We start from the raw sequence: 24,286 nt of genomic DNA, 5'->3' as shown, positions 1-24,286 counted from the left end.
GATGGCCCTGTATCTGTTTTCCGCGTGGACGCTCGCCCTGATGTTTGCTGCCGTGGTCGGCACCTGGCACGGCGGCCACGCGGCCTACGGCCTGCCTGCCGCGGTCGGGCTGGGCGGACTGCTGCTGGTGCTGGTGTTGCGGCGACAGACATGGTCCGACGCACCGCTGCTGCGGCGCCCCGATGCCACTGCACAACAGACGCAGTGGGCGGGTGAACTGTGCCACAACATTTCATCGCCCTCGGTCACGATAGAAGGACCGACCATCAGTTTCGCCAACCAGGCCTTTCTGGCGCTGCTCGACTACCGAGGCCGCGCCGACGAAGTGGTCGGGCTACCGTTCACCAATCTGCTGCACCCGGTCGATCATGCCCGCTTCGCTTCGCTGTACGCGATCGCCGCCGGCAGCACGCCGACGGCTGCCGACAGCATGTTGCGCATGGTCAGCGCGACCGGTCTGCCGGTGAAGCTGCACGCCAGCATTTCGCCCCTGCCGGCGGTACCGGGCAGCCTGCTGATCCAGTTCAGCCAGGATGCCGCCGCCGCACCGGCGCGCGACGACAGCGAACATGACATTCCAGTGGTGCTGGACCAGATCGATCTTGTGCTGTTCAAGACCGATACCGAAGGCCGCATCGCCTATCTGAATCGCGCCTGGGAGCGGCTGACCGGCCGCAGCGTCGCCGACTGCCGCGGGCGTCTGCTCAGTGCGGCCGTGCACCCGGAGGAGCGCGACGGTGTGGAAAGGTCGCTGCTGTCGGTGGCCAGCGGCCAGCTCGATCAGCTGGTCAGCGAAGTGCGTCTGGTGGCCGCCAGCGGCAACGTGTTCTGGGTCATGCTGCGCGCGCAATCGTGCACCCTGCCCGACGGCGATCTGGCCGGCGTCGTCGGCACGCTGACCGAAGTCACGCGGCGGCGCCGCAGCGAAGAGCTCGGCTCCAGCCGGCGCTACCTGAACACACTGCTCGCCAACGTGCCGGGCATGGTGTATCGCGGCCGCAACGATCCGGACTGGACCATGGAATTCGTCAGCGACGGCTGCGTCGACCTGACCGGCTACGAGCCGTGGGAGCTGGTCGACAACCGCCGCGTGGCCTTCGGCAGCCTGATTCACCCGGAAGACCGCGAATTCGTCTGGTCACAGGTGCAGGCCAATCTGGCGCAGCACAAGCCTTATCAGATTTCCTACCGCATCGCCGACGTCAACGGCGTCTATCTGTGGGTATGGGAACAGGGGCGCGGCGTGTTCTCGTCGCAGGGCGAACTGCTGGTGATCGAAGGCTTCATCACCGACGTCAGCGAGCGGCGCGGCGCCGAAGAACGCGCGCGCCGCCGCATGTGGTTCGAAGCGCGTACCGGCATGACCAGCCGGCCCATCTTCGATGCGCTGCTGGCGTGGACGCTGCACCAGTTCCAGGTCGGCGGCGCCCCGTTCGCTCTGCTGTGGGTCGATGTGTTCGGCATGGAAGACCTGGTGCCGCAGTACAGCCAGGAAGTGTCCGAACAGGTGCTGGCCGAGGTGGCGCGCCGCTTCCGTCCGGTCAGCTATCCGGGCGCCGCAGTGAGCTATCTGGAAAAACACCAGTTCGCGGTGCTGCTGACCGACTTCAGGGCCGGTCAGGCCGCGCGCGAACTGGCCGGCTCCAACGAACTGATTCCGGCAGTATCCAAGCTCGCGGCACGCCTGATGCAGGAACTCACCGCGACGCTGCGCGTGGGCGACAGCGAGGTGGTGATCGCCGCAGCGGCCGGCATCGCGCTGGGCGACGCGCGCTATATCGGCATCGAATCGATGTTCGAAGCCGCACGCCGCGCCGCGACCCAGGCGGTCGAGCTGGGCTCGGGGCACTGCGAGTTCGCTGACGAATAAGGACGTTCCGTCGTTCGGTTACGCCGGGCAGACGCCCACGCACCGCAGGACGTAGAACACAGCACTGGTTCAACGTTCGCCGAGCAGAGCCTGCACCGCAGCGGCGCACGCCTGCGGCGCTTCCATCGGTACCAGATGGCCGGTGTCCAGCTCGCGCCAGTCCTCATCCCAGAAGGCGCGGTTGGCGTCGCGGCCGGCGAGGCGCAGTTCTTCCGACTGGCTGCCGGCGACGAAACCGATGGGCGTGCCGCGCCGGCGCAGCGTGCGCACGGCACGCAGGGCCGCTCGGTGCGCCAGCGTGGCGTAGATGTCGCGCTCGGCTTCGCGTGCAATGGTCAGCGTGACGCCATCATCCGGGTGATCGGTCAGTGCGGCGGCCAGAAAATCGTCGAGCACGCCGGGCGCCCAGCGCTGTACGAAAGGTTTGTCGGCCAGGTGTCGCCGGGCGTCGTCGCGCGATGGCCAGTGCATGCGCCGACGGGCCGCGATCGGCGCCGGGCCGAATCTGCGCGACAGTCCGCTGGCATGTGATGCCGTCAGCACCGCACTGCGCCAGCCGCCGACCAGCGGCGCATCGATCAGAACGATCTGCGCCACGCGCGTCGGCCGGCGCGCGGCGGCCATGGCGGCGAGATAGCCGCCCATCGAATGGCCCACCAGCGCGAGCGGTTCATCCGGCAGCGCGTCGACCCGGGTCAGCACCTGCGTCAGCAGGTTGCGCCAGCCGCGACCAGGGCCGTGCGCGGCGGCGATCACGTCGATCGACCCGACCGGGTGGCGGCGCGCCAGTGCAGCGAGAAACTGGCGGTACACGCCGGCCGGGTAGCCATTGGCGTGCAGGAACAGGACAGGTCGGGCGGGCGGCATGACGCGGCGAAGAATACGCCGCGTACCGGGCCGTCGTGTTGCGACAACCGGTTGCGCGCAATGCTTTTGAGTCAGGTCAATGCGTCAGGCGCGTGAGAGGCGCACACTGGCTGCAATCACTCACTACCGGAAGGAAGCAATCATGAACAGGATCTGGGCCGCTCTGGCACTTTCCGCGTTGTCCTGTACGACCGCATGGGCCGACGCCGCGTCGGGCCATGCCGGCTCGGCACATCCGGCCGACGCGCTGAAGGACAAGGCACCGGCCAACGTCGGCAACAAACCGGCATTGCCGCCCGGCGTCACGCCGTCGACACGCAAGGTGCACGCCGGCCACGAACACCCGGTGATCGAGGGCCATGATCACGAGCAGCCGAGCGCCACCGAAATGAAGCCTGCGCTGCCGCCGGGCGTCAAGCCGTCGACACGCAAGGTGCATGCCGGCCACGAACACCCGGTGATCGAAGGTCACGACCACGTACCGCAGAGCGCCACCGAACAGAAGCTGGCGATGCCGATCGGCGTTCAGCCGTCGCAGCGCAAGGTACATGCCGGGCAGGAGCATCCGACGATCGAAAGCCACGACCACGTGCAGCCGAGCGCCACTGAAATGAAGCCGGCGCTGCCGCCGGGCGTGAAGCGCTGACGCAGCGCGACAACGATCAGTCGGCGCTGCGGCGTTCGGCGTCGATCAGTTCGTCGCGCCGTGTCGGCGACACATCCAGCTGCGCCAGCACGTGATCGCCCAGCTGGAGCGCCGCTTCCAGCGCCTCCGGAATGACTTCGCTGGCGCCGGCTGCGCGCAGTTCGGCAGCATGTGCGCCATCGCGTGCCCGCGCGATCAGCGGCAGCGCCGGGAATTCGGCGTGCAGGCTGCGCACCACGTGCCGTGCCGCGGCGGGATCATCCATCGTGACCACCAGCGCGCGGGCCCGACCGGCACCCAGATGATGCAGCAGTGACGGGCTGCCGGCATCGCCGACAATCACCGTCCGACCTGCCGCATGATGGCGCGTCGCTGCGGCGACGTGTCGTTCGATGGCGACCCACGGCAGACCGGCGCGGTCCAGCACGCGCGCCACCCGCTGCCCGACCCGGCCGAAGCCGGCGATGATGACCACATCGTCCTGGGCAGGCAGGCTTCGCGCGGCCGCACCTTCGCCCGCCGTGTCCGCAGCGCGATCGAAGCGCCGGTGCAGCGCACGGCCGGCCTTTGCCGCAAGCGGCGTCATGAACATGCTCAGCGTGGCCACCAGCAACATGAAATTGCCGGTACGGGCATCCAGCAGACCGGCGCCGAGCGCGATGCCGATGACGATGAGCGCGAATTCGCCGGCCTGACCGAGCAACAGCGCCGCCTCGGCCGCTTCACCACGTGCCAGGCCGGACAGGCGGAACAGCGCAAACAGCACGGCGCTTTTCAGCGCGTACAGGCCGATCACCGAGCCGACCAGCCACAGCGCGTCGCCTGCCACCGTAATGAGGTCGAGGCTCATGCCGACCGACAGGAAAAACAGCCCCATCAGCAAGCCCTTGAACGGTTCGATGGCCTGCAGCGCGGCGTGGCGGTACTCGGTTTCGGACAGCATCAGCCCGGCCAGGAAGGCCCCGAGCGCCATCGACAGCCCGGCGCTGCCCGTCAGCGCCGCGACACCGAGCGCGGCGAGCAGTGTCAGCGCCATGAAGCTGTCGGCCTGCGTGGTGACCGACACACGGCGGAACAGCGGCGTCAGCACGAGCCGACCGAGCAGCAGGATGAGCGCCACCGCCAGCGCCGCCTTGGCCAGCGCGGTGAGCAGCAGCCATGCAAAGCCGCTGACGGTGCCGCCTGCGCCATCATCGGCCATCAGGCCGAGCAGGATGAGCAGCGGCACGAAGGCGATGTCCTGCAGCAGCAGCACGGCGAAGCTCGTGCGACCGACCGTCGAACGCGTCTGACCGGCCTCGTCGAGCAACTGCATCACCACCGCGGTCGATGACATCGCGAGGCCGAGGCCGAGCACCAGCGCCGTCTCGTAGCCGTGCCCGAAAGCCAGCGCGATGCCGGCGATCAGCGCGCCGGTGCCCAGCCACTGCGCGCTGCCCACGCCCAGCACCCAGCGCCGCAGCGACCACAGCTGGCGTGCCGACAGTTCGAGACCGATGACGAACAGCATGAACATGACGCCCAGCTCGGCCAGGCCGCGCACGCCCTCGCCGTCGGCGATGGTGAGCGCCCCCAGCCAGGGCTGGTCAGCGGCCAGCCGGCCCAGACCATACGGACCGACCAAGGCGCCCGCGCAGAGGAAAGCCACGACCTGGCTGACCCGGGCGCGCGCCAGCAGCGGCATCACCAGACCGGCGATGGCGAGAAACAGCAGCAGCGGCTGAAGGTGGGGCAATCCGGCGTGGGCGTCCATCCGTCAAGCGTGCATCAGACGCGGCCGGGCCGTATTGACGCAGGTCGTTCAGTCAGCGGGCGCGTACACGTTGCTGAGGGTACCGACCCCGGTGACGGTCACTTCGACCGTGCTGCCCGGTTTCATCGGCAGTACGCCGACCGAGGTACCGCAGCAGATCACGTCGCCCGGCAGCAGCGTCATGTCGCGCGAAATCATCGCCACCAGTTTCACCGGCGGAATGATCATGTCGGACACCGGATAGCGCTGACGCTCGCGCCCGCCGACTGTGGTGACCACTTCGGCATCGGCCGGCAGCGCGTCGGTTTCGATGACCGGGCCGAAGCAGCCGAAGCCGTCGAAACTTTTGGCGCGGGTCCACTGCGCGAACGACGGGTCCTTGTCCACCAGTTCCAGCGCGCTCACGTCATTGACGCAGGTGTAGCCGAAGATGGCGTCGGCCGCCTGCGCCTCGTCCAGGTTGCGGGCAACCTTGCCGATGACCACGCCCAGTTCGCCTTCGTAGAACACGCGACCGTCGAAGGCCAGCGGTTTCGGGATCGGCTGACCGTGCCAGTTCAGTGCGGTCGGCGAACGCACGAGGAACAACGGCTCGGCCGGCACGCTGCCACCGGCCTTCTGCACGGCCGCATGAAAGTTGTTCACGATGATGATCATCTTCGACGGCACGCAGGGCATCAGCCACTCGACGCCGGCCAGGGGCACGGTTTCGCCGGTCGCGCGAGGCGTGCCGAACAGGTCGCCATCAAGAAATTCAACAGAGTCGCCGGCAATGCGGCCCAGCCGTTCGGCGCCCTGATGGCGCACACGCAGGTATTTCATTGTTGCTTCCTGGAATCGGACAAAAAATCAGCGGAAAGAAATCAGGGGCGCAGGCGCGCCGCCACGTCGACCAGACGCATCGCCGTGCGGTCCAGCATCTGCTGCAGGCGCTCGTCGGCCAGACGGCCTTCGGACGTGAAGGCCGTGGACGCCCCGCCAACGGCCACCTGCTCGGACAGCACCAGTGCGCCGACCGACTGCAGCACCGCCCGCAGATGCACCAGACCGCGCAGGCCGCCCAGTGCGCCCGGTGAGGCCGCGGCGAGCGCGGCCACCTTGCCGGCATACGGCACCGTACCGGCCTCGTCGCCGGCCGGGCGGGAAATCCAGTCCAGCGTGTTTTTCAGCACCGCGCTGAAAGAACCGTTGTACTCAGGCGACGCGATGAACAGGCCGTGATGCGACTTGAACAGTTCCTTCAGCGGGCGCACCCCCAGCGGCAGACCGGCCGACGCTTCGAGGTCGCCGTCGTACAGCGGCAGCGGATGATCGCGCAGGTCCATGAAGGTGGCTTCACCGCCCGCCTCTTCGACCGCACGGGCTGCCGCCAGTGCGAGCCTGCGGTTGAACGATGCCTCGCGTGTGCTGCCGGCGAAGCACAGGATGCGTGCCTTCACGCCCTCCTCCTCGGAACTGTTGCGGACGACGGCCAGGCTTTTGCTGTTCGGGTTGTTCATGGGGAGTCCAGCCAGTCGATGATGGGTTGCCACTGTTCGCGGTCGGTCTGAGCGCGCGAGCGGGACAGGTCGAAAATGCTCATGCCGTGCGCGGCCGTCTGCACGTACAGCTGCGAATTGCGCAGATAGCCCAGCACCGGCAGATCGAGCCCGGCGCAGAAACGCTCCAGTTCCTGCGCGGCGCGCGTGCGCGTGTCGACCCGCATGCCGACGATGCCGATGCGCACCCGCGCCGAACTGATGCGTTTGTGTTGCGCCAGCTCGTTCAGGAATTCGCCGGTGGCGAGGATATCGAAGATCGACGGCTGCACCGGCACCAGGATGCGGTCGACGCTGCGCAGCATGGTTTCGAGCCGCTTTCCGCGCAGACCCGCGGGTGTGTCGATGACCACGTGGGTGGTGCCGCGCGGCGGCCGGGCGGGCAGGTCGGGTTCGATGTCCCAGCCGGAAATGGGCGCGAGCAGAGGCGAACGCAGGGCCAGCCAGTGGCGCGCCGACTGCTGGCGGTCGATGTCGCCCAGCATGACGCGGGCCCCCTGGGTGGCGTAGTGCGCCGCGACGTTGGTCGACAGCGTGCTCTTGCCGGCACCGCCCTTGGGATTTGCAACCAGTACGCTATACATGCAGCAATCTCGGGAAAATACGCTCAGGAAAGTACACTCAGGAAAGCACTATTTCCCGCGCGAACTGGCCGCCGGGCTGTGAATGCAGGGTCCAGAACGCGTCGGCGACTCGGGCCGAATCGAGCAGGCTGCCTTCGCGCAGCACGCCTGCAATCGTGACGATCGCCGCATGCACGCCGGCTGGCGACAGCTCCTGATGCAGGCTGAACACCAGATTGCGCAGTGCCGCCTTCTGCACCGACAGCGAAGCCGCCGCGGCGACCGGTTCCATCGCCAGTCCGCCGCCGGTGAACAGGATGCTGCCCTGACCGGCCGCGCGCATCGCCGGCAGCACGGCGCGCGCTGCGATCAGCGCGCCCAGCACGCCGATGCGCAGATCCGCCGCTAGGGCTTCCGGGTCGAGCACCGACGGAGCGCTTTCGCGCGGAACCGCGGCGTTGAACACCAGCACTTCGGGCGGCGGCATCGCGTGGCGCATGCTTTCGATGGCGCACACGATGGATTCGTCGCTCCCCGCGTCGGCCACGAAGCCCTGCGCGGTCACCCCGCGCGCGGCCAGTTCGTGTTCATAGCGCTCGAGCTTGCCGGCATTGCGCGAAATCATCGCCACGCAATAGCCTTCGGCGCCGAAGCGCCGTGCCACCGCGGCACCGACTCCGGTTCCCATGCCGACAATGGCGCACACCTTGGATCCCATATCGTTTTTCTCCCGGCCAGCGCTGCTGTGATGGCTATTTGATGTCGCTGTTACCTGTCACGGCCATGTTGCTGGCCTTGTGCTGCCTTTGCCTGATGCACTCGCGCGCCGCGTCTATTTTTCCTTGGCTGCAGCACGCGCCGCGACCAGCGCACTGCGGCGTTCCTCGTCGGCCTGCGCGATGGCCTGCTTCTGCTCGTCACTCAGCGGCTGTCCACGCTGCTGTTCGATGGCCGCGACCACGCGCGCGGCCGGGTCGGTGATGCGGCCTTCCGCCGGCATCGCCGAACGCACCTGCGCGTCGGGCAGGCGGGTGATGTCGACGATGCGACGAACGAACTGATCTTCGATCCTGCGCGTTTCCGCCTTCAGAAAGGCCGTCTGGGCAGGCGTCTGCGCGATGGCGGGTGAAAGCATGCAACAGCAGGCCAGCAGCGACAACAGAAACTTCATCGGGAATGCTCCGCAAGGTCCATCGGTAATCGGCGTGCCACGCCGGGCACAGAGTGTTCCGCCCGCTCCTTCCTCATCCTTCACTCCGGCATGAGCAAAAGCGAACCGGTGGTAAGCCGTGCAGCGAGCGCTTCCTGCGCGCGCGCGCAGTCCTTCAACGCATGACGCTGCCCGATGGCAACACGCACGGTGCCGTCGGCCACCCGGGCGAACAATTCGCCGGCGGCAGCCAGCAGGTCGGCGCGCTGCGCCACGTAATGAAACAAGGTCGGCCGGGTCAGGAACAACGAGCCCTTCTGCGCCAGCAGCGCGGGTTCGAATGCGGCGACCGGTCCGGACGCGTTGCCGAAGCTGACCATCATGCCGAGCGGGGCGAGACAGTCCAGCGAAGCCATGAAAGTGTCGCGGCCGATGCCGTCATAGACGACGCGCACGCCCTTGCCGCCGGTGAGCGCGCGTACCTGCGCCGGCAGGTCGTCCGGTGCCACATCGGTCAGGACGTGGGCGCAACCGTGGGCACGAGCCAGTTCAGCCTTGGCCGGCGTACTGACCGTGCCGATGACCGTCGCGCCGAGCGCCTGCGCCCACTGGCTGGCAATCAGCCCGACGCCACCGGCCGCGGCATGCAGCAGTAGGCTGTCACCCGGTTCGATGCGGCAGGTCCGACGCAGCAGATACTGCGCAGTCAGCCCCTTGAGCATCAAGGCAGCGGCGGTGTCGAAATCGATCGCGTCGGGCAGGCGTACCAGCCGGTCGGCCGGCAGGTTGCGCACCGAGGCGTAGGCACCGGGCGGACCGCCGGCATAGGCCACGCGCTCGCCGGGTGCGATGTCGGTCACACCCTCACCGACCGCTTCGACCACGCCGGCAGCCTCCAGGCCCAGCCCGCCGGGCAGCGGCATGGGGTAGAGCCCGGAGCGGTAGTAGATGTCGATGAAATTGACGCCGATGGCGTGCTGGCGCACCCGCGCCTCGCCTGCCGCGGGGTCGCACGGCTCGACCGCCTCGTACTGCAACACCTCAGGGCCACCGGTACGGTGCATGCGTACAGCGAAATCGGTCATCGGAAGGGCAGGCTCCTGAACATGAGCACGGATTCTACCGGCCAAGTTCATGGTGCACTGCACCGTCGGTTTTGGCAGAATGCAGGCTCGAGTCCACCGGAGTCCGTCATGCGTCGTGTCGTGTTCAACCAGAAGGGTGGCGTCGGCAAATCCACGATCACCTGCAATCTGGCCGCCATCAGCGCCACGCGCGGCCAACGCACACTGGTGATCGATCTCGACACGCAGTGCAATTCGAGCCATTACCTGCTCGGCGATGCCGCCGACAAGGTGGAGCTGGGTGCGGCCGACTTCTTCGACCAGATCCTCAATTTCAAGCTCACGCCACGCGACACGGCCGAATTCATCAGCGACACCGGGCACCCGGGTCTGTCGGTGATGAGTGCCAGCCCGCAGCTTGCTGAACTCGAAAACAAGCTGGAGTCGCGCTACAAGATCTACAAGCTGCGCGAGGCGCTGGAAGCGCTCGACGACTTCGACAACATCTACATCGATACGCCGCCGGCGCTCAATTTCTACTCGCGCTGTGCGCTGATCGCTGCGGAGTCGGTGCTCATTCCGTTTGACTGCGACGATTTCTCGCGCAAGGCGCTGTACACGCTGATCGAGAACATCGAGGAAATCCGCGGTGACCACAACGAACGGCTGAAACTCGAAGGCATCGTGGTGAACCAGTTCCAGGCGCGCTCCAGCCTGCCGGTGCGCGTGGTGCAGGAATTGCGCGACGAAGGCCTGCCGGTTCTCGAAGCCGCGCTTTCGTCATCGGTCAAGGTGAAGGAATCGCACGAAGCGGCGCAGCCGCTGATCCATTTCGCCCCCAGCCACAAGGTGACCCAGGAATTCGTTGCGCTGTACGAACTGCTCGAAAGCCGCTGATGGCCGTGGTCGCGATGATTGCGTTCGATGCGCCGCAGCGGCTGCGAAGGCGGTGGCAGCGGTAACCGTGCGGTCGAACTCGCAGCCGCTTCGCCCTGTCTGAGTGGCCATGCTTCGCAGCCTCCTCTTCCTCCTGCTTTGCCTGGGCACCGTTTCCGCCGGCGCGGCCGGCAGCTATCGCGCGGTGGTCGGACTGGACAGCGGCTGGCCGCGCCGCTGCGGCAGCGCGGTGTCGATTCAGGGCTGGGACATCCAGATCCTGCGCGAACGGGTTGGTGACGACGTCGCGGCGCGGGTGGAAGTCAGGCCACCAGCCGGCGGCGGTGCATTACCGGTGCTGGCCCGGCTCGAAATCGGCCAGTTCAGGCCCGCCGTGCTGCTGGTACCCAACGAAGGACTGCTCACGCTGCCCGGCTTCGAAGCCGACGCGCGGCTGGACTGGGCGACGCTGATGCGCAACTTCATGTTCTTCGGCGGCACGCTGGTGCTGGGGCAGGTCGGCGGCGACATCGAAATCCCCTTCACCGGTCCGGCACCGCGCGACGTCACGGCGCAATACCTGAATTGCTCCGGTGATCTGGCGGCGCCATTGCGCGGCGGCAGCTAGGGTTCGCCGGCGCTCAGCCTGTCAAGAAGCGCCCGTCGTACCGCCTCGACCACCGCAGTTTCCAATGGCCCGCCGCGCAGGCGGTCGCTCAATTCAAGCTGTACGCCCTGCCCGCTCGATCCGCGGTTGCAGACATTCGCGGCATCGCGGCCGGGATATCGGTGGCCCGACACCTGGGCACGTACGCCGCGCGCGAACAGCCGATCGGCGATCGCGCAGGCCAGGAGGCTGTCGCGCCCGCCGAGCAGCGCCCGCTCGCCGGTATCGGCCACGCCATGGACCGCCAGCACCGTGCGGCAGCCGGCGATCAGCGCCAGCGCGCGCGGCTCGTCGAAATGCCGGCTGGTCAGATGCAGGGTTTCGAAATTGAGTGACGGCAGGCAGCCTTCGAACAGGTACAGGTCCAGATCCTCGCCGGCGATGGCGCGCGCGACTTCGGACGTCCCGCGTTCAATGCGCCCGCCGTGCGGCGCGATCACCGCGATGCCGCTGCCACGACGCACTGCGGTGACGCGATAGTCGCGCCCCTCGACCTGTTCGGCAGCAAGTTCGGCGTAGCGCCGATAGCGATCCCGGTGCGCCGCCTGACGGCTCACTGCGGGGCTGCGCCGATCGCGAAAAGCTTTTCGATGCGCGCCATCGCCGGATGCGCGCGGCCGGAGCGGCGCAGTTCGGCGAAGTCATCGCGCAGGATGCGACGGAACTCGTCTTCGCCGCGCATCGTGAGGTTGGCGGCATAGACCTCGCGCGCGTTGCCGATCTGGCCATTCAGCAACAGTGCATGTGCGCGGTTGATCTGCGCCGCCTTGTACTCGGCCGCTTCCTTCGGCACCTGATCGACGGCATGCAGCACATCGTCGTAGCGGCCGAGGTTCAGGCAGGCCCATGAATAGGCGACCCATACGCCATTGTCCTTGTAACCGGACTCGATGGACCGGTCGAGCCACTGCGCGGCCTTTGCGTAGTCGGTCTGCGCGCCGCCGCCACTGTACAGCTGCGCCAGATGGACAAATGCCGGGGCATAGCCGGCTTCGGCCGATCGGTTGGCCCAGGCCAGCGCGACATCGGCCGCAACCGGGTTGGTGGTATCGGCTTCGATGTGGCGCGCCAGCAACAGCATGGCTTCGGCATCGCCGGCGTCGGCCGCCAGCAGATACCAGCGACGCGCCTCGGCGTCGTCACGTTCGACCCCGAGACCGCTGGCGTACAGCTGACCGACCACCGTCTGCGCGCGCGCCATGCCGCCCTGTGCCGCCTGCAGAGCGAAGCGCGCAGAGGCAATGTCATCCTTGTCCAGACAGGTGCCGAAAAAATGCCAGTCGGACAATTGCAGCAGGGCCTCTGCGCTGCCCGCGTCCGCGGCGGCTCGTGCCTCGGTCAGCGCTGTTTCGCATTCGCCCCGCAGATGCGCGGTACGCCACTGATCGCTGGCCGAGACCTGCCCGGTCGCGCCGCACAGCAGCGCCGACAACAGGAGGGCGAGGCGCCAGTTCATGTCAGACCGCGCTCAGCTTGGCCACCGCCAGCGCCAGCCACTTGACGCCCTCGCGGCCGAAATTGACCTGCACCCGGGCATCCGAGCCGGAGCCTTCGGCGTTGACGATGACGCCACTGCCGAACTTCGCGTGGCTGACCTGCTGGCCGATGCGAAAACCGGTGTCGTTGCTCGACGACGACTTGCGGCCGCTGCCGAAGGTCCGCGGGTTGCTGCTTGATGGCGGTGGCGGCACCGCCGCGTTGCCGAAGCTGCCGAAGCCACGCGCCGTGGCGGGCGGCGTCAGCCATTTCATCAGCTCGGCCGGTATCTCGTCGAAGAAGCGGCTGCGCAGGTTGTAGCGGGTCTGGCCGTGCAGCATGCGCGACTGCGCGAATGACAGGTAAAGACGGCGGCGCGCGCGGGTGATGGCGACGTACATCAGCCGTCGTTCTTCCTCCAGCCCCTCGCGTTCGAGGATGGAATTCTCGTGCGGGAACAGACCCTCCTCCAGTCCGCCGAGGAACACCGCATCGAATTCCAGACCCTTGGCCGAATGCACCGTCATCAGCTGCACCGCCGACTGACCCGCATCGGCCTGGTGTTCGCCCGCTTCGAGCGATGCGTGCGACAGGAAGGCGGCGAGCGGATCAGGCGGTGCGGCTTCGTCTTCGGCCGCCACCTGCGCATAGCCTTCTTCGGAGATGAAATTGCTCGCCGCGTTGATGATTTCATCGAGATTGGCGATGCGTTCCTGACCTTCCTTCTCGGTCTTGTAGTGCGCGCGCAGTCCCGACAGTTCCAGCACCTGTTCGACCATTTCCGGCAGTGTCAGACCTTCGCACGCAAAGCGCAGCTGATCGACCAGATCGATGAAATGGCCGACGGACTGCGCAGCCTTGCCGGTCAGCAGGTTCAGCGCGCCGTAAAGGCTGGAGTCGGACGCCTTCGCCGCGTCCTGCAGTTGTTCGAGCGAGCGGGCGCCGATGCCGCGGGTCGGGAAATTAACCACCCGGGTGAAGGCGGTGTCGTCGTGCGGATTGGCGATCAGTCGCATGTAGGCCAGCGCGTGCTTCACTTCCTGCCGCTCGAAGAAACGCAGGCCGCCATACACCCGGTAAGGAATCGCGGCTGAAAACAGGGCGTGCTCGAGCACGCGCGACTGCGCATTGCTCCGATAGAGCAGCGCGATGTCGGAGCGCGCCGCGCCATCGTTGATCAGCGCCTTGATTTCCTCGACCACCCAGCGCGCTTCCTCGATGTCGTTGAACGCCTCATAGACGCGCAGCGGCTCGCCGCTGCCGGCTTCCGTCCACAGGTTCTTGCCCAGCCGACCGGTGTTCTGCTTGATGACGGCATTGGCCGCGTCGAGGATGTTGCCGTGCGAGCGGTAGTTCTGTTCCAGCCGGATGACGTTGTCGACATGGAACTCGCGCTCGAAGTCGCGCATGTTGCCGACCTCGGCACCGCGGAAACGGTAGATGCTCTGGTCGTCATCGCCGACCGCCATCACCGCTGCCTGATGTTCGGTGCCCAGACCGGCCAGCAGCTTGAGCCAGCGGTACTGCAGCACATTGGTGTCCTGGAACTCGTCGACCAGCAGGTGTCGGAAGCGCCGCTGGTAGTGCGCGCGGATCGGTTCGTTGCGCGTCAGCAGTTCGTAACAGCGCAGCAGCAGTTCGGCGAAATCGACCACACCTTCGCGCTGGCACTGTGCCTCGTAGGCCTGATAAAGCTCGACGCGGCGGCGTGCGAAGTCGTCGAAGGCTTCGACTTCGTGCGGCCGCAGGCCCTGTTCCTTGGCCGAATTGATGAAGTAGGTCAGTTCGCGCGGCGGAAATTTCTCGTCGTCGATGTTCAGCGCCTTGAGCAGGCGCTTGATGGCCGACAGTTGATCCGCCGAATCGAGAATCTGGAACAGCTGCGGCAGCCCGGCTTCCTTCCAGTGCGCGCGCAGCATGCGGTTGCACAGGCCGTGGAAGGTGCCGATCCACAGCCCGCGCGCATTCATCGGCAGCATGGCAGTCAGCCGCGCCAGCATTTCCTTGGCCGCCTTGTTGGTGAAGGTGACCGCCAGGATGCCGTGCGGCGAGACCTGGCCGGTCGAAATCAGCCAGGCGAGCCGGGTGGTCAGCACGCGCGTCTTGCCGGAGCCGGCACCGGCGAGGATGAGTGCCGATTGCGAGGGCAGCGTCACCGCCTGGAACTGCGGCTCGTTCAGACCGGCGAGGAGCGGATTTGCGTTCATCCGGCTGATTCTAACCGCGCAGCCCGCCACTGCAGCGGTGGGCGATGGCAGGCGCGAACCGCGCCCGGCCTCTGCTTTCAATGTCGTGATGACGGGAACCGACACGACTTGAGGGTGTCGGGAAGGATGACTTCACTGCAAGGGAGAACCTAAAAATGGCCGAATGGACGCAATGGACCATGTGGTTCTACAGCTGGGCGATGGAACGCCTGCCGCTGCTGCTTGACCTGTCGATACGGCTCGGCTTCATCCTGCTGCTGGCGTGGGGGCTGCGCCTGGCGGCGCGGCGCGCGATCAACCTCGTGTACGCCGCGCTGAAGAACCGCACCGACTGCATCGAAGACGTCAAGCGCATCGACACGCTGGTGCGCGTGGCACGCTACGCTGCGTCGGTGGTGGTGTTCGTCATCGCCGGCGGCCTGGTGCTCAGTGTGATCGGCGTGTCGGTCGCACCGCTGCTCGCCACCGCGGGCGTCGCCGGCATCGCCATCGGTTTCGGGGCGCAAAGTCTGGTGAAGGATCTGTTCGCGGGCTTCTTCGTACTGCTCGAGAACCAGATCCGGGTCGGCGACGTGGTGAGCATTGCAGGCCACGATGGCGCAGTCGAGGAAGTGACCTTGCGCTACGTGCGACTGCGCGACTACGAAGGCAATGTTCACTTCGTGCCGAACGGTGAAATCACGACCGTCACCAGCCGCTCGCGCGAATTCGCCCATGCGGTGCTCGACGTCGGTGTGCACTACCGCGAGCGGGTGGATGACATCTTCGAGGTCATGAAGGAGGTCGCCGCCGGCCTGCGCGAGGATGAACAACTCGGGCCGAAGATTCTGGGCGATCTGGACATCGCAGGCGTCCAGTCGTGGGACGACTCCACCGTGACGCTGCGCGCCCGGCTGAAGGTGGTGGCACTGGCGCAGTGGGAGGTGAAGCGCGAGTTCATGCGCCGGCTGAAGGCTGAATTCGATGCGCGCGGCCACGAAATCCCGTATCCGCAGATCACGCTGTCGTTTGCGCGCGAGACCGAAAAGGCGCTGATCGATCAGATGAATGGCCGGCTGGCCCCGCGCAAGCTGTCCTCTGCATAGGTTCTGATGACATTGAATCGCGGTCCGTGGTGTGCGCGCTGCAAGCCCGAGGAACGCGAATCTCGATTCAATGTCGGCAGACCCTGCCCCTGCACAGCCTATAATCGCGGGTTTGCATCCCACCTTCGCTGCAAACCCGCGCCATGCAACAGAAACAGACCTCCGCCTACACGCCGTCCGCCGTCGAGGCCGCCGCCCGGCAGCACTGGGACACGACGCACGCCTTCAGGGCGGTCGAAGACGCGAGCCGCCCGAAGTACTACTGCCTTTCGATGTTCCCCTACCCGTCGGGCAAGCTGCACATGGGCCATGTGCGCAACTACACGATCGGCGACGTGCTGACCCGCTTTCACCGCATGCGCGGCTACAACGTGCTGCAGCCCATGGGCTGGGACGCCTTCGGCCTGCCGGCCGAGAACGCGGCGATCAAGAATGCGGTGCCGCCGGCGAAGTGGACCTGGGACAACATCGCCTACATGAAGCAGCAGCTGCAGTCGCTGGGCTTCGCCATCGACTGGAGCCGCGAACTGGCCACCTGCCAGCCGTCCTACTACAAGTGGAACCAGTGGCTGTTCCTGCGCATGCTGGACAAGGGCATCGCCTACAAGAAGACCCAGGTCGTGAACTGGGACCCGGTCGACCAGACCGTGCTGGCGAACGAACAGGTGATCGACGGCCGCGGCTGGCGCACCGGTGCGCCGGTCGAAAAGCGTGAGATTCCCGGTTACTACCTCGGCATCACGCAGTACGCCGACGAACTGCTGAACGACCTCGACACGCTGGAAGGCTGGCCCGAGCGGGTGAAAACCATGCAGGCGAACTGGATCGGCAAGAGCACCGGCGTTCGCTTCGCCTTCACGCACGACATCCGCGATGACGCGGGCGCGCTGATCGACGACGGCAAGCTGTGGGTGTTCACCACCCGCGCCGACACCATCATGGGCGTCACCTTCTGCGCCGTCGCCGCCGAACATCCGCTGGCCACGCATGCCGCGCGCGACAACCCCGAACTGGCAGCCTTCATCGAAAGGTGCAAGCACGGCTCGGTGATGGAAGCCGACATGGCGACCATGGACAAGGAAGGCCTGCCGACCGGACTGACCGTCGTGCATCCGCTGACCGGCGAAGCGGTGCCGCTGTGGGTGGGCAACTACGTGCTGATGAGCTACGGCGACGGCGCCGTGATGGCGGTGCCGGCGCACGACGAACGCGACTTCGGCTTTGCCAGGAAATACGACCTGCCAATCCGGCAGGTGATTTCGCTCGGCGACAAGGTGTTCTCGACCGACGCATGGGCCGAGTGGTACGCCTCGAAGGACGGCCTGTGCACCGCAAGCGGCCGCTACGACGGACTGGGTTACGAGGCCGCTGTCGATGCGGTCGCGGCCGATCTCGCCGCAAAAGGCGGCGAGAAGAAGATCCAGTGGCGACTGCGAGATTGGGGCGTGTCGCGCCAGCGCTACTGGGGCTGTCCGATACCGATCATCCACTGCGACCACTGCGGCGACGTGCCGGTGCCGGACGAGCAGTTGCCGGTGGTCCTGCCGGAAGACTGCATTCCGGATGGCTCGGGCAATCCGCTGCTGAAACGCGATGACTTCATCCACGTCGCCTGCCCGAAGTGTGGCGCGCCTGCGAAGCGCGAAACCGACACGATGGACACCTTCGTCGATTCGAGCTGGTACTACGCGCGTTACTGCTCGGCCGGCAACGATGGCGCCATGGTCGATGAGCGCGCCAATTACTGGATGCCGGTCGACCAGTACATCGGCGGCATCGAGCACGCCATTCTGCACCTGTTGTATTCGCGCTTCTGGTGCAAGGTGATGCGCGACATGGGGCTGACCACGGTGACCGAACCGTTCGGCCGCCTGCTGACCCAGGGCATGGTGCTGAACCACATCTATTCGCGCCGCACCGACAAGGGCGGCATCGAGTACTACGCACCGGAAGAGGTGACGCCGCTGCGCGACGACGCCGGCCGCATCACCGGCGCCACGCTGATCGCCGATGGCCAGCCGGTCGATTTCCAGGGCATGGGCACGATGTCCAAGTCCAAGCGCAATGGTGTCGATCCGCAGTCCATCATCGACGAATTCGGCGCCGACACGGCGCGCTTCTTCATGATGTTCGCCAGCCCGCCTGAACAGACACTGGAATGGAACGACGCTGGCGTCGAGGGCGCGCACCGCTTCCTGAAGCGCGTGTGGGCCTTCGCACAGGGCTTCGACGCCGACCTGCGCGCCCGGATGCCGGCCCGCCCCACGCTCGACGGCGCGAAGCTGCCGACTGCGCTGGCCGATCTGCGGCGCGAAGTGCATCTGGTGCTCAAGCAGGCCAGCTACGATCTGGGCAAGCAGCAGTTCAATACGGTCGCGTCTGGCGCGATGAAAATGCTCAATGCGCTCGAGAAGGCGCCGCGCGACGGCGCGCTTGCAGCAGAAGTGATCGGCGAAGGCCTGTCGATGCTGCTGCGCGTGCTGTCGCCGATCTGTCCGCACATCACGCACGTGCTGTGGCGCGACTGCGGCTTCGGCGACGACATCCTGAACGCGTCCTGGCCGGAGCCGGCCGACTCGGCGCTGGTGCAGGATGAAGTCGAGCTGGTGCTGCAGATCAACGGCAAGCTGCGCGGCAGCCTGCGCATCGCCGCCGATGCGGCGAAGGACGTCATCGAGGCGCAGGCGCTGGCCAGCGAGGCGGCGCAGAAATTCATGGAAGGCAAGCCGGCAAGGAAAGTTGTCGTGGTGCCCGGCCGCCTGATCAACATCGTGTGCTGATGCGGGAGAAACGTGTGACAGCCCCAGAATTCAAGGCCCGCCGCAGCCTGATCGCCGCCACCGGCAGTGCGCTGCTGCTCGGCGCCTGCGGCTTCCATCTGCGCGGCGTGCGAGACCTGCCATTCGCGACCGTGTTCATCAATGCCAGCCCTTACGCCGAAATGACGGCGCAGATCCGTCGCGCCATCGACGCCCAGAGCACGACCCGCGTCACGGATGAGATCAAGGAAGCCGAGGCGGTCATCGACATCACGGAAAACCGGGTCGAGAAGGTCATCCTGAGTCTGAATTCCGCCGGCCGGGTGCGCGAATACCAGTTGCGGCAGCGCTTCGGATTCAAGGTCAGAACGGTGAAGGGAGAAGAGATCGCGCCGGTGTCGACGATCGAAGTCCGACGCGACCTGACGTCCAATGACGTCGAAGTGCTGGCCAAGCAGGAGGAAGAACAGTTGCTGTACGCCGAAATGCAGGGCGACGTCGTGCAGCAGCTGCTGCGCCGGCTGCAGGCGATCAAGAAGAAGCCCGCCTGACGCGCATGCAGCTGCGCGCCGAACAGCTCGACAGCCACCTGAAGGGCTCGCTCGCGCCACTTTACTTGCTCCACGGGGATGAGCCGCTGCTGGTCATCGAAGCGGCGGATTCGATCCGTACCGCGGCGCGGGCGCGCGGCTTCACAGAGCGCGAAGTGCTGGTGGTGACGCAGTACTTCAAATGGTCGGCGCTGGCCGAAGCGGCCGGCAACATGTCGCTGTTCGGTGGCGACAAGCTGATCGACCTGCGCATTCCGACCGGCAAGCCGGGACGCGACGGTGGTGACGTACTGACGCGCTTCGCCGCCAGTCCGCCCGCCGGCACCGTCACGCTGATCACGCTGCCGCAGATGGACTGGAAAGCACAGAAGAGCGCCTGGTTTGGCGCGCTGTCGGCGACCGGCGTGGTGATGGAGCTGAACGCACCGCCGCTCGATCGCCTGCCGGACTGGCTGGCCGCGCGGCTGGCACGCCAGCAGCAGAGCGCGGATCGAGAGGCGCTCGAGTTCATGGCGACCCATGTCGAAGGCAATCTTCTGGCCGCCAATCAGGAAGTGATGAAACTCGGACTGCTGCATCCGCCGGGCGAGCTGACGCTGGAACAGGTACGTAACGCGGTGATGGACGTCGCGCGCTACGACGTGGAAGACCTGCGTCAGGCGCTGCTGGCTGGCGATGCAGCGCGCGCCAGCCGGCTGCTCGACGGCCTGCGCGCCGAAGGCGTGGCGGCACCACTGGTGCTGTGGATCATCGTGGCCGAACTGCGCACGCTGGCCACTGCGCGAGCTGAAATGGATGCCGGCCGCAGTACCGACGAAGCGCTGGCCACCGCCCGCATCTTCGGCGCCCGGCAGTCGCCGTACCGGCGTGCGCTGGCGCGGCTGTCATCCGGGGCCACGCGCACGGCACTGATGCAGGCGGCCCGGCTCGACCGCATGATCAAGGGGGTTGCGCGCGGCGATGTGTGGGACGAGTTCCTGCAGATCGCGCTCAGGGTCTGCGCACGCTGAGCGTTGCCTCGGGGGCCGGTGTTCGTTCGTGAGTAACGGATTGCTGTTGGGCATCGCTGCGCTCACCCCAACCTACAAGGAGAAGCCCGACCCGCGACACGGCATCGCATCGCCGAACCGTGCGCAGCATCACCGCCCGCGCCCAACCCGTAGGTTGGGGTGAGCGCAGCGATGCCCAACAACCACACCCCGGCCCCTCGCTTGCCAGAAACCGGTGGCACGCCGCCGCGCTTTCTGCTTTCATCCGCCTTTACCCGCAGTCACCGCGACCGAGCACTCCAGGACACAAGATGGACATCAAGGACTACATGAACACGCTGGGCCGTCAGGCCCGGGCCGCGTCGCGCGTCGTGGCGCAGGCGTCGACGGCGGTGAAGAACGATGCGCTGATGCGCATCGCAGCGCTGCTGCGCGACCGCGCACCGCAGTTGCTGGCGGCGAATGTCGCAGATGTGGCCGCTGCGCGTGAAAACGGCCTGGACGCAGCGATGATCGACCGTCTGACGCTGACTGCAAAGGGCGTCGAAGCCATGGCCACTGGTCTGGAACAGGTGGCCGCACTACCCGATCCGGTCGGCGAAATGACCGATTTCAAGCGTCGTCCGAGCGGCATCACGGTGGGTCGGATGCGCGTACCGCTGGGAGTGATCGGCATCATCTACGAAGCGCGGCCGAACGTGACGGCCGACGCAGCAGCGCTGTGCCTGAAGAGCGGCAACGCGGCCATCCTGCGCGGCGGCTCGGAAGCGGCGCGCTGCAATCAGGCAGTCGGAGCCTGCGTGCGCGACGGTCTGGTCGCTGCCGGTCTGCCGGAAACCGCAGTGCAGGTGGTCGCCACCACCGACCGCGCGGCGGTGGGTGAGCTGATCACGATGCCGCAGTTCGTCGATGTGATCGTGCCGCGCGGCGGCAAGGGGCTCATCGAACGCATTTCGCGCGATGCAAAGGTACCGGTGATCAAGCATCTTGACGGCAATTGCCATGTCTACATCGACGAGCAGGCGGATGACGACAAGGCGGTACGCATCGCGGACAACGCGAAGACCCACCGCTACGGCACCTGCAATACGATGGAAACGCTGCTGGTGCACGTCGCCGCCGCGCCGCGCGTGCTCGGCCGGCTGGCCGACATCTACCTCGGCAAGGGCGTGGAACTGCGCGGTTGCGAGCGCGCGCGGGCGCTGGTGCCGGCGATGACGACTGCCACCGACGACGACTGGGCGACCGAGTATCTGGCGCCCATCCTCGCGGTGCGCATCGTCGATTCGCTCGATGACGCGATCGACCACATCAACCGCTGGGGCTCGCAGCACACCGACGCCATCGTCACCGAGAATCACACGCGGGCGATGCGCTTCATTCGCGAGGTCGATTCGGCATCGGTCATGATCAACGCATCGACCCGCTTCGCCGACGGCTTCGAGTACGGACTGGGTGCGGAGATCGGCATTTCGACCGACAAGATCCACGCCCGCGGCCCGGTCGGCCTGGACGGTCTGACCAGCCAGAAATGGGTGGTGCTGGGAGACGGCCAGGTGCGGTCCTGAGAGTCCGTACCGTAACCGGGGCGCTTATCGGTGCTTCGGCGAGGAGCGAGTCTTTCGGGGAGTCATGTTGGGCATCGCTGCGCTCACCCCAACCTACCGATCTGCCGGGTGGCACCGTCATGTTCGGCATTGCTGCGCTAACCGTACCTGCGTGCCGCACTCCGTAGGTTGGGGTGAGCGCAGCGATGCCCAACGTCTCCCTCACGCGCGCCACCTGATTCAAGAACATGTCCGATAGCTTCCTCTCCGCCAGCATCCTGCTCCTGCTGCTGTTCGACCCGTTCGGCAATGCGCCGGTGATGACGGTGCTGATGAAGGACGTGCCGCGGGAGCGGCGCCGGCTCGTCATCCTGCGCGAATGCTTCGCTGCCTGGCTGGCGCTCGTGCTGTTCATGTATGCCGGCGAATCGGTCATGCGCGTGCTGCAGCTTTCGGAAACATCGCTCGGCATCGCCGGCGGCGTGCTGCTGTTCCTGATCGCGTTGCGCATGATCTTCCATCAGCCGGACGGCGTGTTCGGCGAGTGGTCGGGTGGCGAGCCATTCATCGTGCCGCTGGCGATTCCGCTGATCGCCGGCCCGTCGGCGATGGCCATGGTGATGCTGCTGGTATCGCGCGAGCCCGAGCGCTTCTACACCTGGCTGGGCGCGATGAGCGCCGCCATGGCCGTCACCACGCTCGTTCTGCTGGCAGCCGGACCGCTGATCCGCCGGCTCGGCGAACGCGGCACGGCTGCGCTGGAGCGTCTGATGGGACTGCTGCTGTGTGCGGTTTCGATCGAAATGCTGCTGGCCGGCATCCGCAACTTCATCGACACCCTTTGAGACGCCCTTTGACTCAGACCATTGCGTCGATGACCCGCTGCGCCATGCCGCGCGCGATCTCCGTTTCACCGATGACGGTGTGGGTCGCGCCGTGCTTTTCCAGGTGCGCCAGTTCGGCGTCGGTGTAGGCACGCGCGATCACTTCGATGTCCGGGTTGATGCGCCGCGCATGCTCGATGATCTGGCCCGCTTCCAGCGCATCCGGAATGGCCACCAGCAGGAAGCGCGCACTTTCGATGCGCGCCGCCTCCATCATGCCGGGCGCCGCACCGTTACCGTACAGCGCCGGGATGCCGTCACCGTTCAACGCCTCGACCACTTCCGCGTGGTCTTCGATGACGACCACCTGGTGCCCGCTTTCCAGCAGCGCCATCACGATGCGGTGGCCGACCTTGCCGAAGCCGACCAGCACTACATGACCTTCGATTCCGGTTGCGGCGGAGGTATCCGGTGCGACTGCGCTCGCACCGCCTTCGCGTGCTTCCAGCCAGGGCTTGAGCCGGTCCAGTGCAACGAACAGCAACGGATTGAGAAGGATGGAAATGATGGCGCCACCCAGTATCAGGTCGCGCCCGGTTTCCGGCAGCAGCCCGAGTGACAGACCCAGCGTGGCAAGAATGAAGGAGAACTCGCCGATCTGGGCCAGGCTGGCCGACACCGTCAGCGCTGTGCTCAGCGGATGGCCGAAGGCGCGCACGATGGCCGCCGCGGCGATCGACTTGCCGATGACGATGATGAACACGGTGGCGAGCACCAGCAGCGGTTCCCGCACGACGATGGACGGATCGAACAGCATGCCGACCGACACGAAGAACAGCACCGCAAACGCGTCGCGCAGCGGCAGCGACTCTTCGGCTGCACGGTGCGACAGTTCGGATTCGCTCAGGATCATGCCGGCAAAGAAGGCGCCGAGCGCGAACGACACGCCGAACACATAGGCCGAGCCGAGTGCGAAACCGAGTGCGATGGCCAGCACGCCGAGCCTGAACAGCTCGCGCGAGCCGGTATCGGCAATGCGTTCCAGCGTCCAGGGGATCACCCGGCGTCCGACCACCAGCATGACGACGACGAAAGCGGCCACCTTGCCCAGCGTGATGGCAAGCGTCTTCAGCAGCGCATCGCCGCTCAGCGCATCACCCTGGCCGCCGAGCAGACCACTGAAGGCGGGGATCAGCACCAGCGCCAGCACCATGGCGATGTCTTCGACGATGAGCCAGCCGATGGCGATGCGCCCTCGTCGGGTGGTTTCGAGCCGCCGTTCCTGCAGCGCCGTCAGCAGCACAACCGTGCTGGCGACCGACAGCGCCAGCCCGAACACGATGCCGGCCCCGACGGTCCAGTCCATCGCCCAGGCCAGTGCCATGCCGAGCAGCGTGGCGATGCCGATCTGCACGATCGCCCCCGGGATGGCGATGCCCTTCACCGACATCAGGTCCTTGAGCGAGAAATGCAGCCCGACTCCGAACATCAGCAGGATCACGCCGATTTCCGCCAGTTCCTGCGCCAGCGCGACGTCGGCGACAAAGCCGGGCGTGAACGGACCGACCGCGATGCCGGCGACGAGGTAGCCAACCAGCGGCGGCATGCGCAGCCGATGCGCCAGTGAACCGAAGATGAACGCGAGCACGAGACCGCCGACGATGGTCGTGATCAGCGGGGTGTGATGGGGCATGTTGCGTGGAGTCCGTTTTTTTTTCTGCCGACGGAGCAAGACCGCGCTGCGCGGGGATCGTTCGCGCAGCGTCGGAACAGGACGCGAAAAGCCAGGGGTCGGCGACCCAGGAGTGCCGGGCCGCCGAAAAGACGACTGCCGCGCGCGGCCGCGGCGCGCGC

General features: G+C 66.5%; 22 protein-coding genes. 10 read left to right on the top strand and 12 right to left on the bottom strand.

The genetic code is table 11. The features are described 5' to 3' along the window. The first annotated feature begins 1 nt into the window (after position 1). Positions 2-1,870 carry a PAS domain-containing protein gene (locus tag NMQ16_RS12400; protein ID WP_257081017.1) on the top strand — a complete coding sequence of 623 codons (1,869 nt, stop codon included), beginning with the start codon at positions 2-4 and terminating at the stop codon, positions 1,868-1,870. Between the two features lie 69 nt (positions 1,871-1,939). Here NMQ16_RS12400 and NMQ16_RS12395 read toward each other — a convergent pair whose 3' ends face one another. Beyond that, positions 1,940-2,737: an alpha/beta fold hydrolase gene (locus NMQ16_RS12395; protein ID WP_257081016.1), complete on the bottom strand. Its 798-nt coding sequence runs from the start codon at positions 2,735-2,737 to the stop codon at positions 1,940-1,942. Between the two features lie 142 nt (positions 2,738-2,879). Between NMQ16_RS12395 and NMQ16_RS12390 the strand changes: the two genes are divergently transcribed. Beyond that, positions 2,880-3,383 (top strand): hypothetical protein, encoded by a 504-nt coding sequence (locus tag NMQ16_RS12390; protein WP_257081015.1) that lies wholly within the window; start codon positions 2,880-2,882, stop codon positions 3,381-3,383. A gap of 16 nt (positions 3,384-3,399) precedes the next feature. On the opposite strand, the gene NMQ16_RS12385 is transcribed toward NMQ16_RS12390, so the two are convergent. From NMQ16_RS12385 to NMQ16_RS12355, 7 genes are all read right to left on the bottom strand, one after another. Next, on the bottom strand, positions 3,400-5,136 hold the full coding sequence (locus tag NMQ16_RS12385) for a cation:proton antiporter (protein WP_257081014.1): 1,737 nt from the start codon (positions 5,134-5,136) through the stop codon (positions 3,400-3,402). Between the two features lie 48 nt (positions 5,137-5,184). Next, the gene (locus tag NMQ16_RS12380; protein ID WP_257081013.1) at positions 5,185-5,958 is read right to left on the bottom strand and encodes a fumarylacetoacetate hydrolase family protein; all 774 of its coding nucleotides are present in this window, start codon (positions 5,956-5,958) and stop codon (positions 5,185-5,187) included. 41 nt (positions 5,959-5,999) lie between these two features. Further along, entirely contained in the window at positions 6,000-6,635 is a 636-nt protein-coding gene (locus tag NMQ16_RS12375) for an NADPH-dependent FMN reductase (RefSeq protein ID WP_257081011.1), read from the bottom strand. Beyond that, entirely contained in the window at positions 6,632-7,258 is a 627-nt protein-coding gene (locus NMQ16_RS12370; protein ID WP_257081010.1) for a ParA family protein, read from the bottom strand. Before NMQ16_RS12370 ends, NMQ16_RS12375 begins: the two co-directional genes overlap by 4 nt. A gap of 37 nt (positions 7,259-7,295) precedes the next feature. Further along, complete coding sequence (locus NMQ16_RS12365) at positions 7,296-7,955, bottom strand: SDR family NAD(P)-dependent oxidoreductase (protein WP_069039250.1); 660 nt, start codon at positions 7,953-7,955, stop codon at positions 7,296-7,298. Between the two features lie 114 nt (positions 7,956-8,069). Then, positions 8,070-8,408, bottom strand: coding sequence for a hypothetical protein (locus NMQ16_RS12360; RefSeq protein WP_257081009.1), 339 nt, complete (start codon positions 8,406-8,408; stop codon positions 8,070-8,072). An 80-nt stretch (positions 8,409-8,488) separates the two neighbouring features. Beyond that, positions 8,489-9,472 (bottom strand): quinone oxidoreductase, encoded by a 984-nt coding sequence (locus NMQ16_RS12355; RefSeq protein ID WP_257081008.1) that lies wholly within the window; start codon positions 9,470-9,472, stop codon positions 8,489-8,491. A gap of 108 nt (positions 9,473-9,580) precedes the next feature. Here NMQ16_RS12355 and NMQ16_RS12350 point away from each other — a divergent pair, with 108 nt between their 5' ends. Both NMQ16_RS12350 and NMQ16_RS12345 read left to right on the top strand, forming a co-directional pair. After that, the gene (locus NMQ16_RS12350) at positions 9,581-10,348 is read left to right on the top strand and encodes a ParA family protein (RefSeq protein WP_257081007.1); all 768 of its coding nucleotides are present in this window, start codon (positions 9,581-9,583) and stop codon (positions 10,346-10,348) included. Positions 10,349-10,457: 109 nt separating this feature from the next. Continuing rightward, the gene (locus NMQ16_RS12345) at positions 10,458-10,955 is read left to right on the top strand and encodes a hypothetical protein (RefSeq protein WP_257081005.1); all 498 of its coding nucleotides are present in this window, start codon (positions 10,458-10,460) and stop codon (positions 10,953-10,955) included. Here NMQ16_RS12345 and NMQ16_RS12340 read toward each other — a convergent pair. From NMQ16_RS12340 to uvrD, 3 genes are read right to left on the bottom strand one after another with little or no spacing between them, the layout of a single operon-like run. Then, positions 10,952-11,551 (bottom strand): poly-gamma-glutamate hydrolase family protein, encoded by a 600-nt coding sequence (locus NMQ16_RS12340; protein WP_257081004.1) that lies wholly within the window; start codon positions 11,549-11,551, stop codon positions 10,952-10,954. The genes NMQ16_RS12345 and NMQ16_RS12340 overlap by 4 nt on opposite strands. After that, positions 11,548-12,450: a tetratricopeptide repeat protein gene (locus NMQ16_RS12335; protein WP_257081003.1), complete on the bottom strand. Its 903-nt coding sequence runs from the start codon at positions 12,448-12,450 to the stop codon at positions 11,548-11,550. The genes NMQ16_RS12340 and NMQ16_RS12335 overlap by 4 nt, the downstream gene beginning before the upstream one ends. A 1-nt stretch (position 12,451) precedes the next feature. After that, positions 12,452-14,677: a DNA helicase II gene (gene uvrD, locus NMQ16_RS12330; RefSeq protein WP_257081002.1), complete on the bottom strand. Its 2,226-nt coding sequence runs from the start codon at positions 14,675-14,677 to the stop codon at positions 12,452-12,454. A 155-nt stretch (positions 14,678-14,832) separates the two neighbouring features. Between uvrD and NMQ16_RS12325 the strand changes: the two genes are divergently transcribed. From NMQ16_RS12325 to NMQ16_RS12300, 6 genes are all read left to right on the top strand, one after another. Beyond that, positions 14,833-15,762, top strand: a complete 930-nt coding sequence (locus NMQ16_RS12325) for a mechanosensitive ion channel family protein (protein ID WP_257081001.1) — start codon at positions 14,833-14,835, stop codon at positions 15,760-15,762. A 143-nt stretch (positions 15,763-15,905) separates the two neighbouring features. After that, positions 15,906-18,542, top strand: coding sequence for a leucine--tRNA ligase (gene leuS, locus NMQ16_RS12320; protein ID WP_257081000.1), 2,637 nt, complete (start codon positions 15,906-15,908; stop codon positions 18,540-18,542). 14 nt (positions 18,543-18,556) lie between these two features. After that, positions 18,557-19,072 (top strand): LPS assembly lipoprotein LptE, encoded by a 516-nt coding sequence (gene lptE / locus NMQ16_RS12315; protein ID WP_257080999.1) that lies wholly within the window; start codon positions 18,557-18,559, stop codon positions 19,070-19,072. A 5-nt stretch (positions 19,073-19,077) separates the two neighbouring features. Beyond that, on the top strand, positions 19,078-20,082 hold the full coding sequence (holA, locus tag NMQ16_RS12310) for a DNA polymerase III subunit delta (RefSeq protein ID WP_257080998.1): 1,005 nt from the start codon (positions 19,078-19,080) through the stop codon (positions 20,080-20,082). Between the two features lie 290 nt (positions 20,083-20,372). Beyond that, positions 20,373-21,629: a glutamate-5-semialdehyde dehydrogenase gene (locus tag NMQ16_RS12305; protein ID WP_257080997.1), complete on the top strand. Its 1,257-nt coding sequence runs from the start codon at positions 20,373-20,375 to the stop codon at positions 21,627-21,629. Positions 21,630-21,856: 227 nt separating this feature from the next. Continuing rightward, on the top strand, positions 21,857-22,453 hold the full coding sequence (locus NMQ16_RS12300; RefSeq protein ID WP_257080996.1) for a MarC family protein: 597 nt from the start codon (positions 21,857-21,859) through the stop codon (positions 22,451-22,453). Positions 22,454-22,466: 13 nt separating this feature from the next. Here NMQ16_RS12300 and ybaL read toward each other — a convergent pair whose 3' ends face one another. Continuing rightward, positions 22,467-24,125, bottom strand: coding sequence for a YbaL family putative K(+) efflux transporter (gene ybaL, locus NMQ16_RS12295; protein WP_257080995.1), 1,659 nt, complete (start codon positions 24,123-24,125; stop codon positions 22,467-22,469). Between the last annotated feature and the right edge of the window lie 161 nt (positions 24,126-24,286).

Origin of the sequence: Methyloversatilis sp. XJ19-49 (assembly GCF_024580145.1) — a bacterium.
Lineage (GTDB): Bacteria > Pseudomonadota > Gammaproteobacteria > Burkholderiales > Rhodocyclaceae > Methyloversatilis.
The sequence above is the reverse complement of the archived record's forward strand: the minus strand, read 5'-3'. Positions and strand labels throughout refer to the sequence as shown.

Bases quoted from the DNA above. Each gene is read 5' to 3' on its own strand.
- NMQ16_RS12305 (WP_257080997.1), top strand. From the start codon at position 20,373: ATGGACATCAAGGACTACATGAACACGCTGGGCCGTCAGGCCCGGGCC.
- NMQ16_RS12355 (WP_257081008.1), bottom strand. From the start codon at position 9,472: ATGACCGATTTCGCTGTACGCATGCACCGTACCGGTGGCCCTGAGGTG.
- NMQ16_RS12360 (WP_257081009.1), bottom strand. From the start codon at position 8,408: ATGAAGTTTCTGTTGTCGCTGCTGGCCTGCTGTTGCATGCTTTCACCC.
- holA (WP_257080998.1), top strand. From the start codon at position 19,078: ATGCAGCTGCGCGCCGAACAGCTCGACAGCCACCTGAAGGGCTCGCTC.
- uvrD (WP_257081002.1), bottom strand. From the start codon at position 14,677: ATGAACGCAAATCCGCTCCTCGCCGGTCTGAACGAGCCGCAGTTCCAG.
- NMQ16_RS12335 (WP_257081003.1), bottom strand. From the start codon at position 12,450: ATGAACTGGCGCCTCGCCCTCCTGTTGTCGGCGCTGCTGTGCGGCGCG.
- NMQ16_RS12395 (WP_257081016.1), bottom strand. From the start codon at position 2,737: ATGCCGCCCGCCCGACCTGTCCTGTTCCTGCACGCCAATGGCTACCCG.
- ybaL (WP_257080995.1), bottom strand. From the start codon at position 24,125: ATGCCCCATCACACCCCGCTGATCACGACCATCGTCGGCGGTCTCGTG.
- NMQ16_RS12345 (WP_257081005.1), top strand. From the start codon at position 10,458: ATGCTTCGCAGCCTCCTCTTCCTCCTGCTTTGCCTGGGCACCGTTTCC.
- NMQ16_RS12325 (WP_257081001.1), top strand. From the start codon at position 14,833: ATGGCCGAATGGACGCAATGGACCATGTGGTTCTACAGCTGGGCGATG.
- NMQ16_RS12380 (WP_257081013.1), bottom strand. From the start codon at position 5,958: ATGAAATACCTGCGTGTGCGCCATCAGGGCGCCGAACGGCTGGGCCGC.
- NMQ16_RS12375 (WP_257081011.1), bottom strand. From the start codon at position 6,635: ATGAACAACCCGAACAGCAAAAGCCTGGCCGTCGTCCGCAACAGTTCC.
- NMQ16_RS12390 (WP_257081015.1), top strand. From the start codon at position 2,880: ATGAACAGGATCTGGGCCGCTCTGGCACTTTCCGCGTTGTCCTGTACG.
- NMQ16_RS12400 (WP_257081017.1), top strand. From the start codon at position 2: ATGGCCCTGTATCTGTTTTCCGCGTGGACGCTCGCCCTGATGTTTGCT.
- NMQ16_RS12370 (WP_257081010.1), bottom strand. From the start codon at position 7,258: ATGTATAGCGTACTGGTTGCAAATCCCAAGGGCGGTGCCGGCAAGAGC.
- NMQ16_RS12350 (WP_257081007.1), top strand. From the start codon at position 9,581: ATGCGTCGTGTCGTGTTCAACCAGAAGGGTGGCGTCGGCAAATCCACG.
- NMQ16_RS12385 (WP_257081014.1), bottom strand. From the start codon at position 5,136: ATGGACGCCCACGCCGGATTGCCCCACCTTCAGCCGCTGCTGCTGTTT.
- NMQ16_RS12365 (WP_069039250.1), bottom strand. From the start codon at position 7,955: ATGGGATCCAAGGTGTGCGCCATTGTCGGCATGGGAACCGGAGTCGGT.
- leuS (WP_257081000.1), top strand. From the start codon at position 15,906: ATGCAACAGAAACAGACCTCCGCCTACACGCCGTCCGCCGTCGAGGCC.
- NMQ16_RS12300 (WP_257080996.1), top strand. From the start codon at position 21,857: ATGTCCGATAGCTTCCTCTCCGCCAGCATCCTGCTCCTGCTGCTGTTC.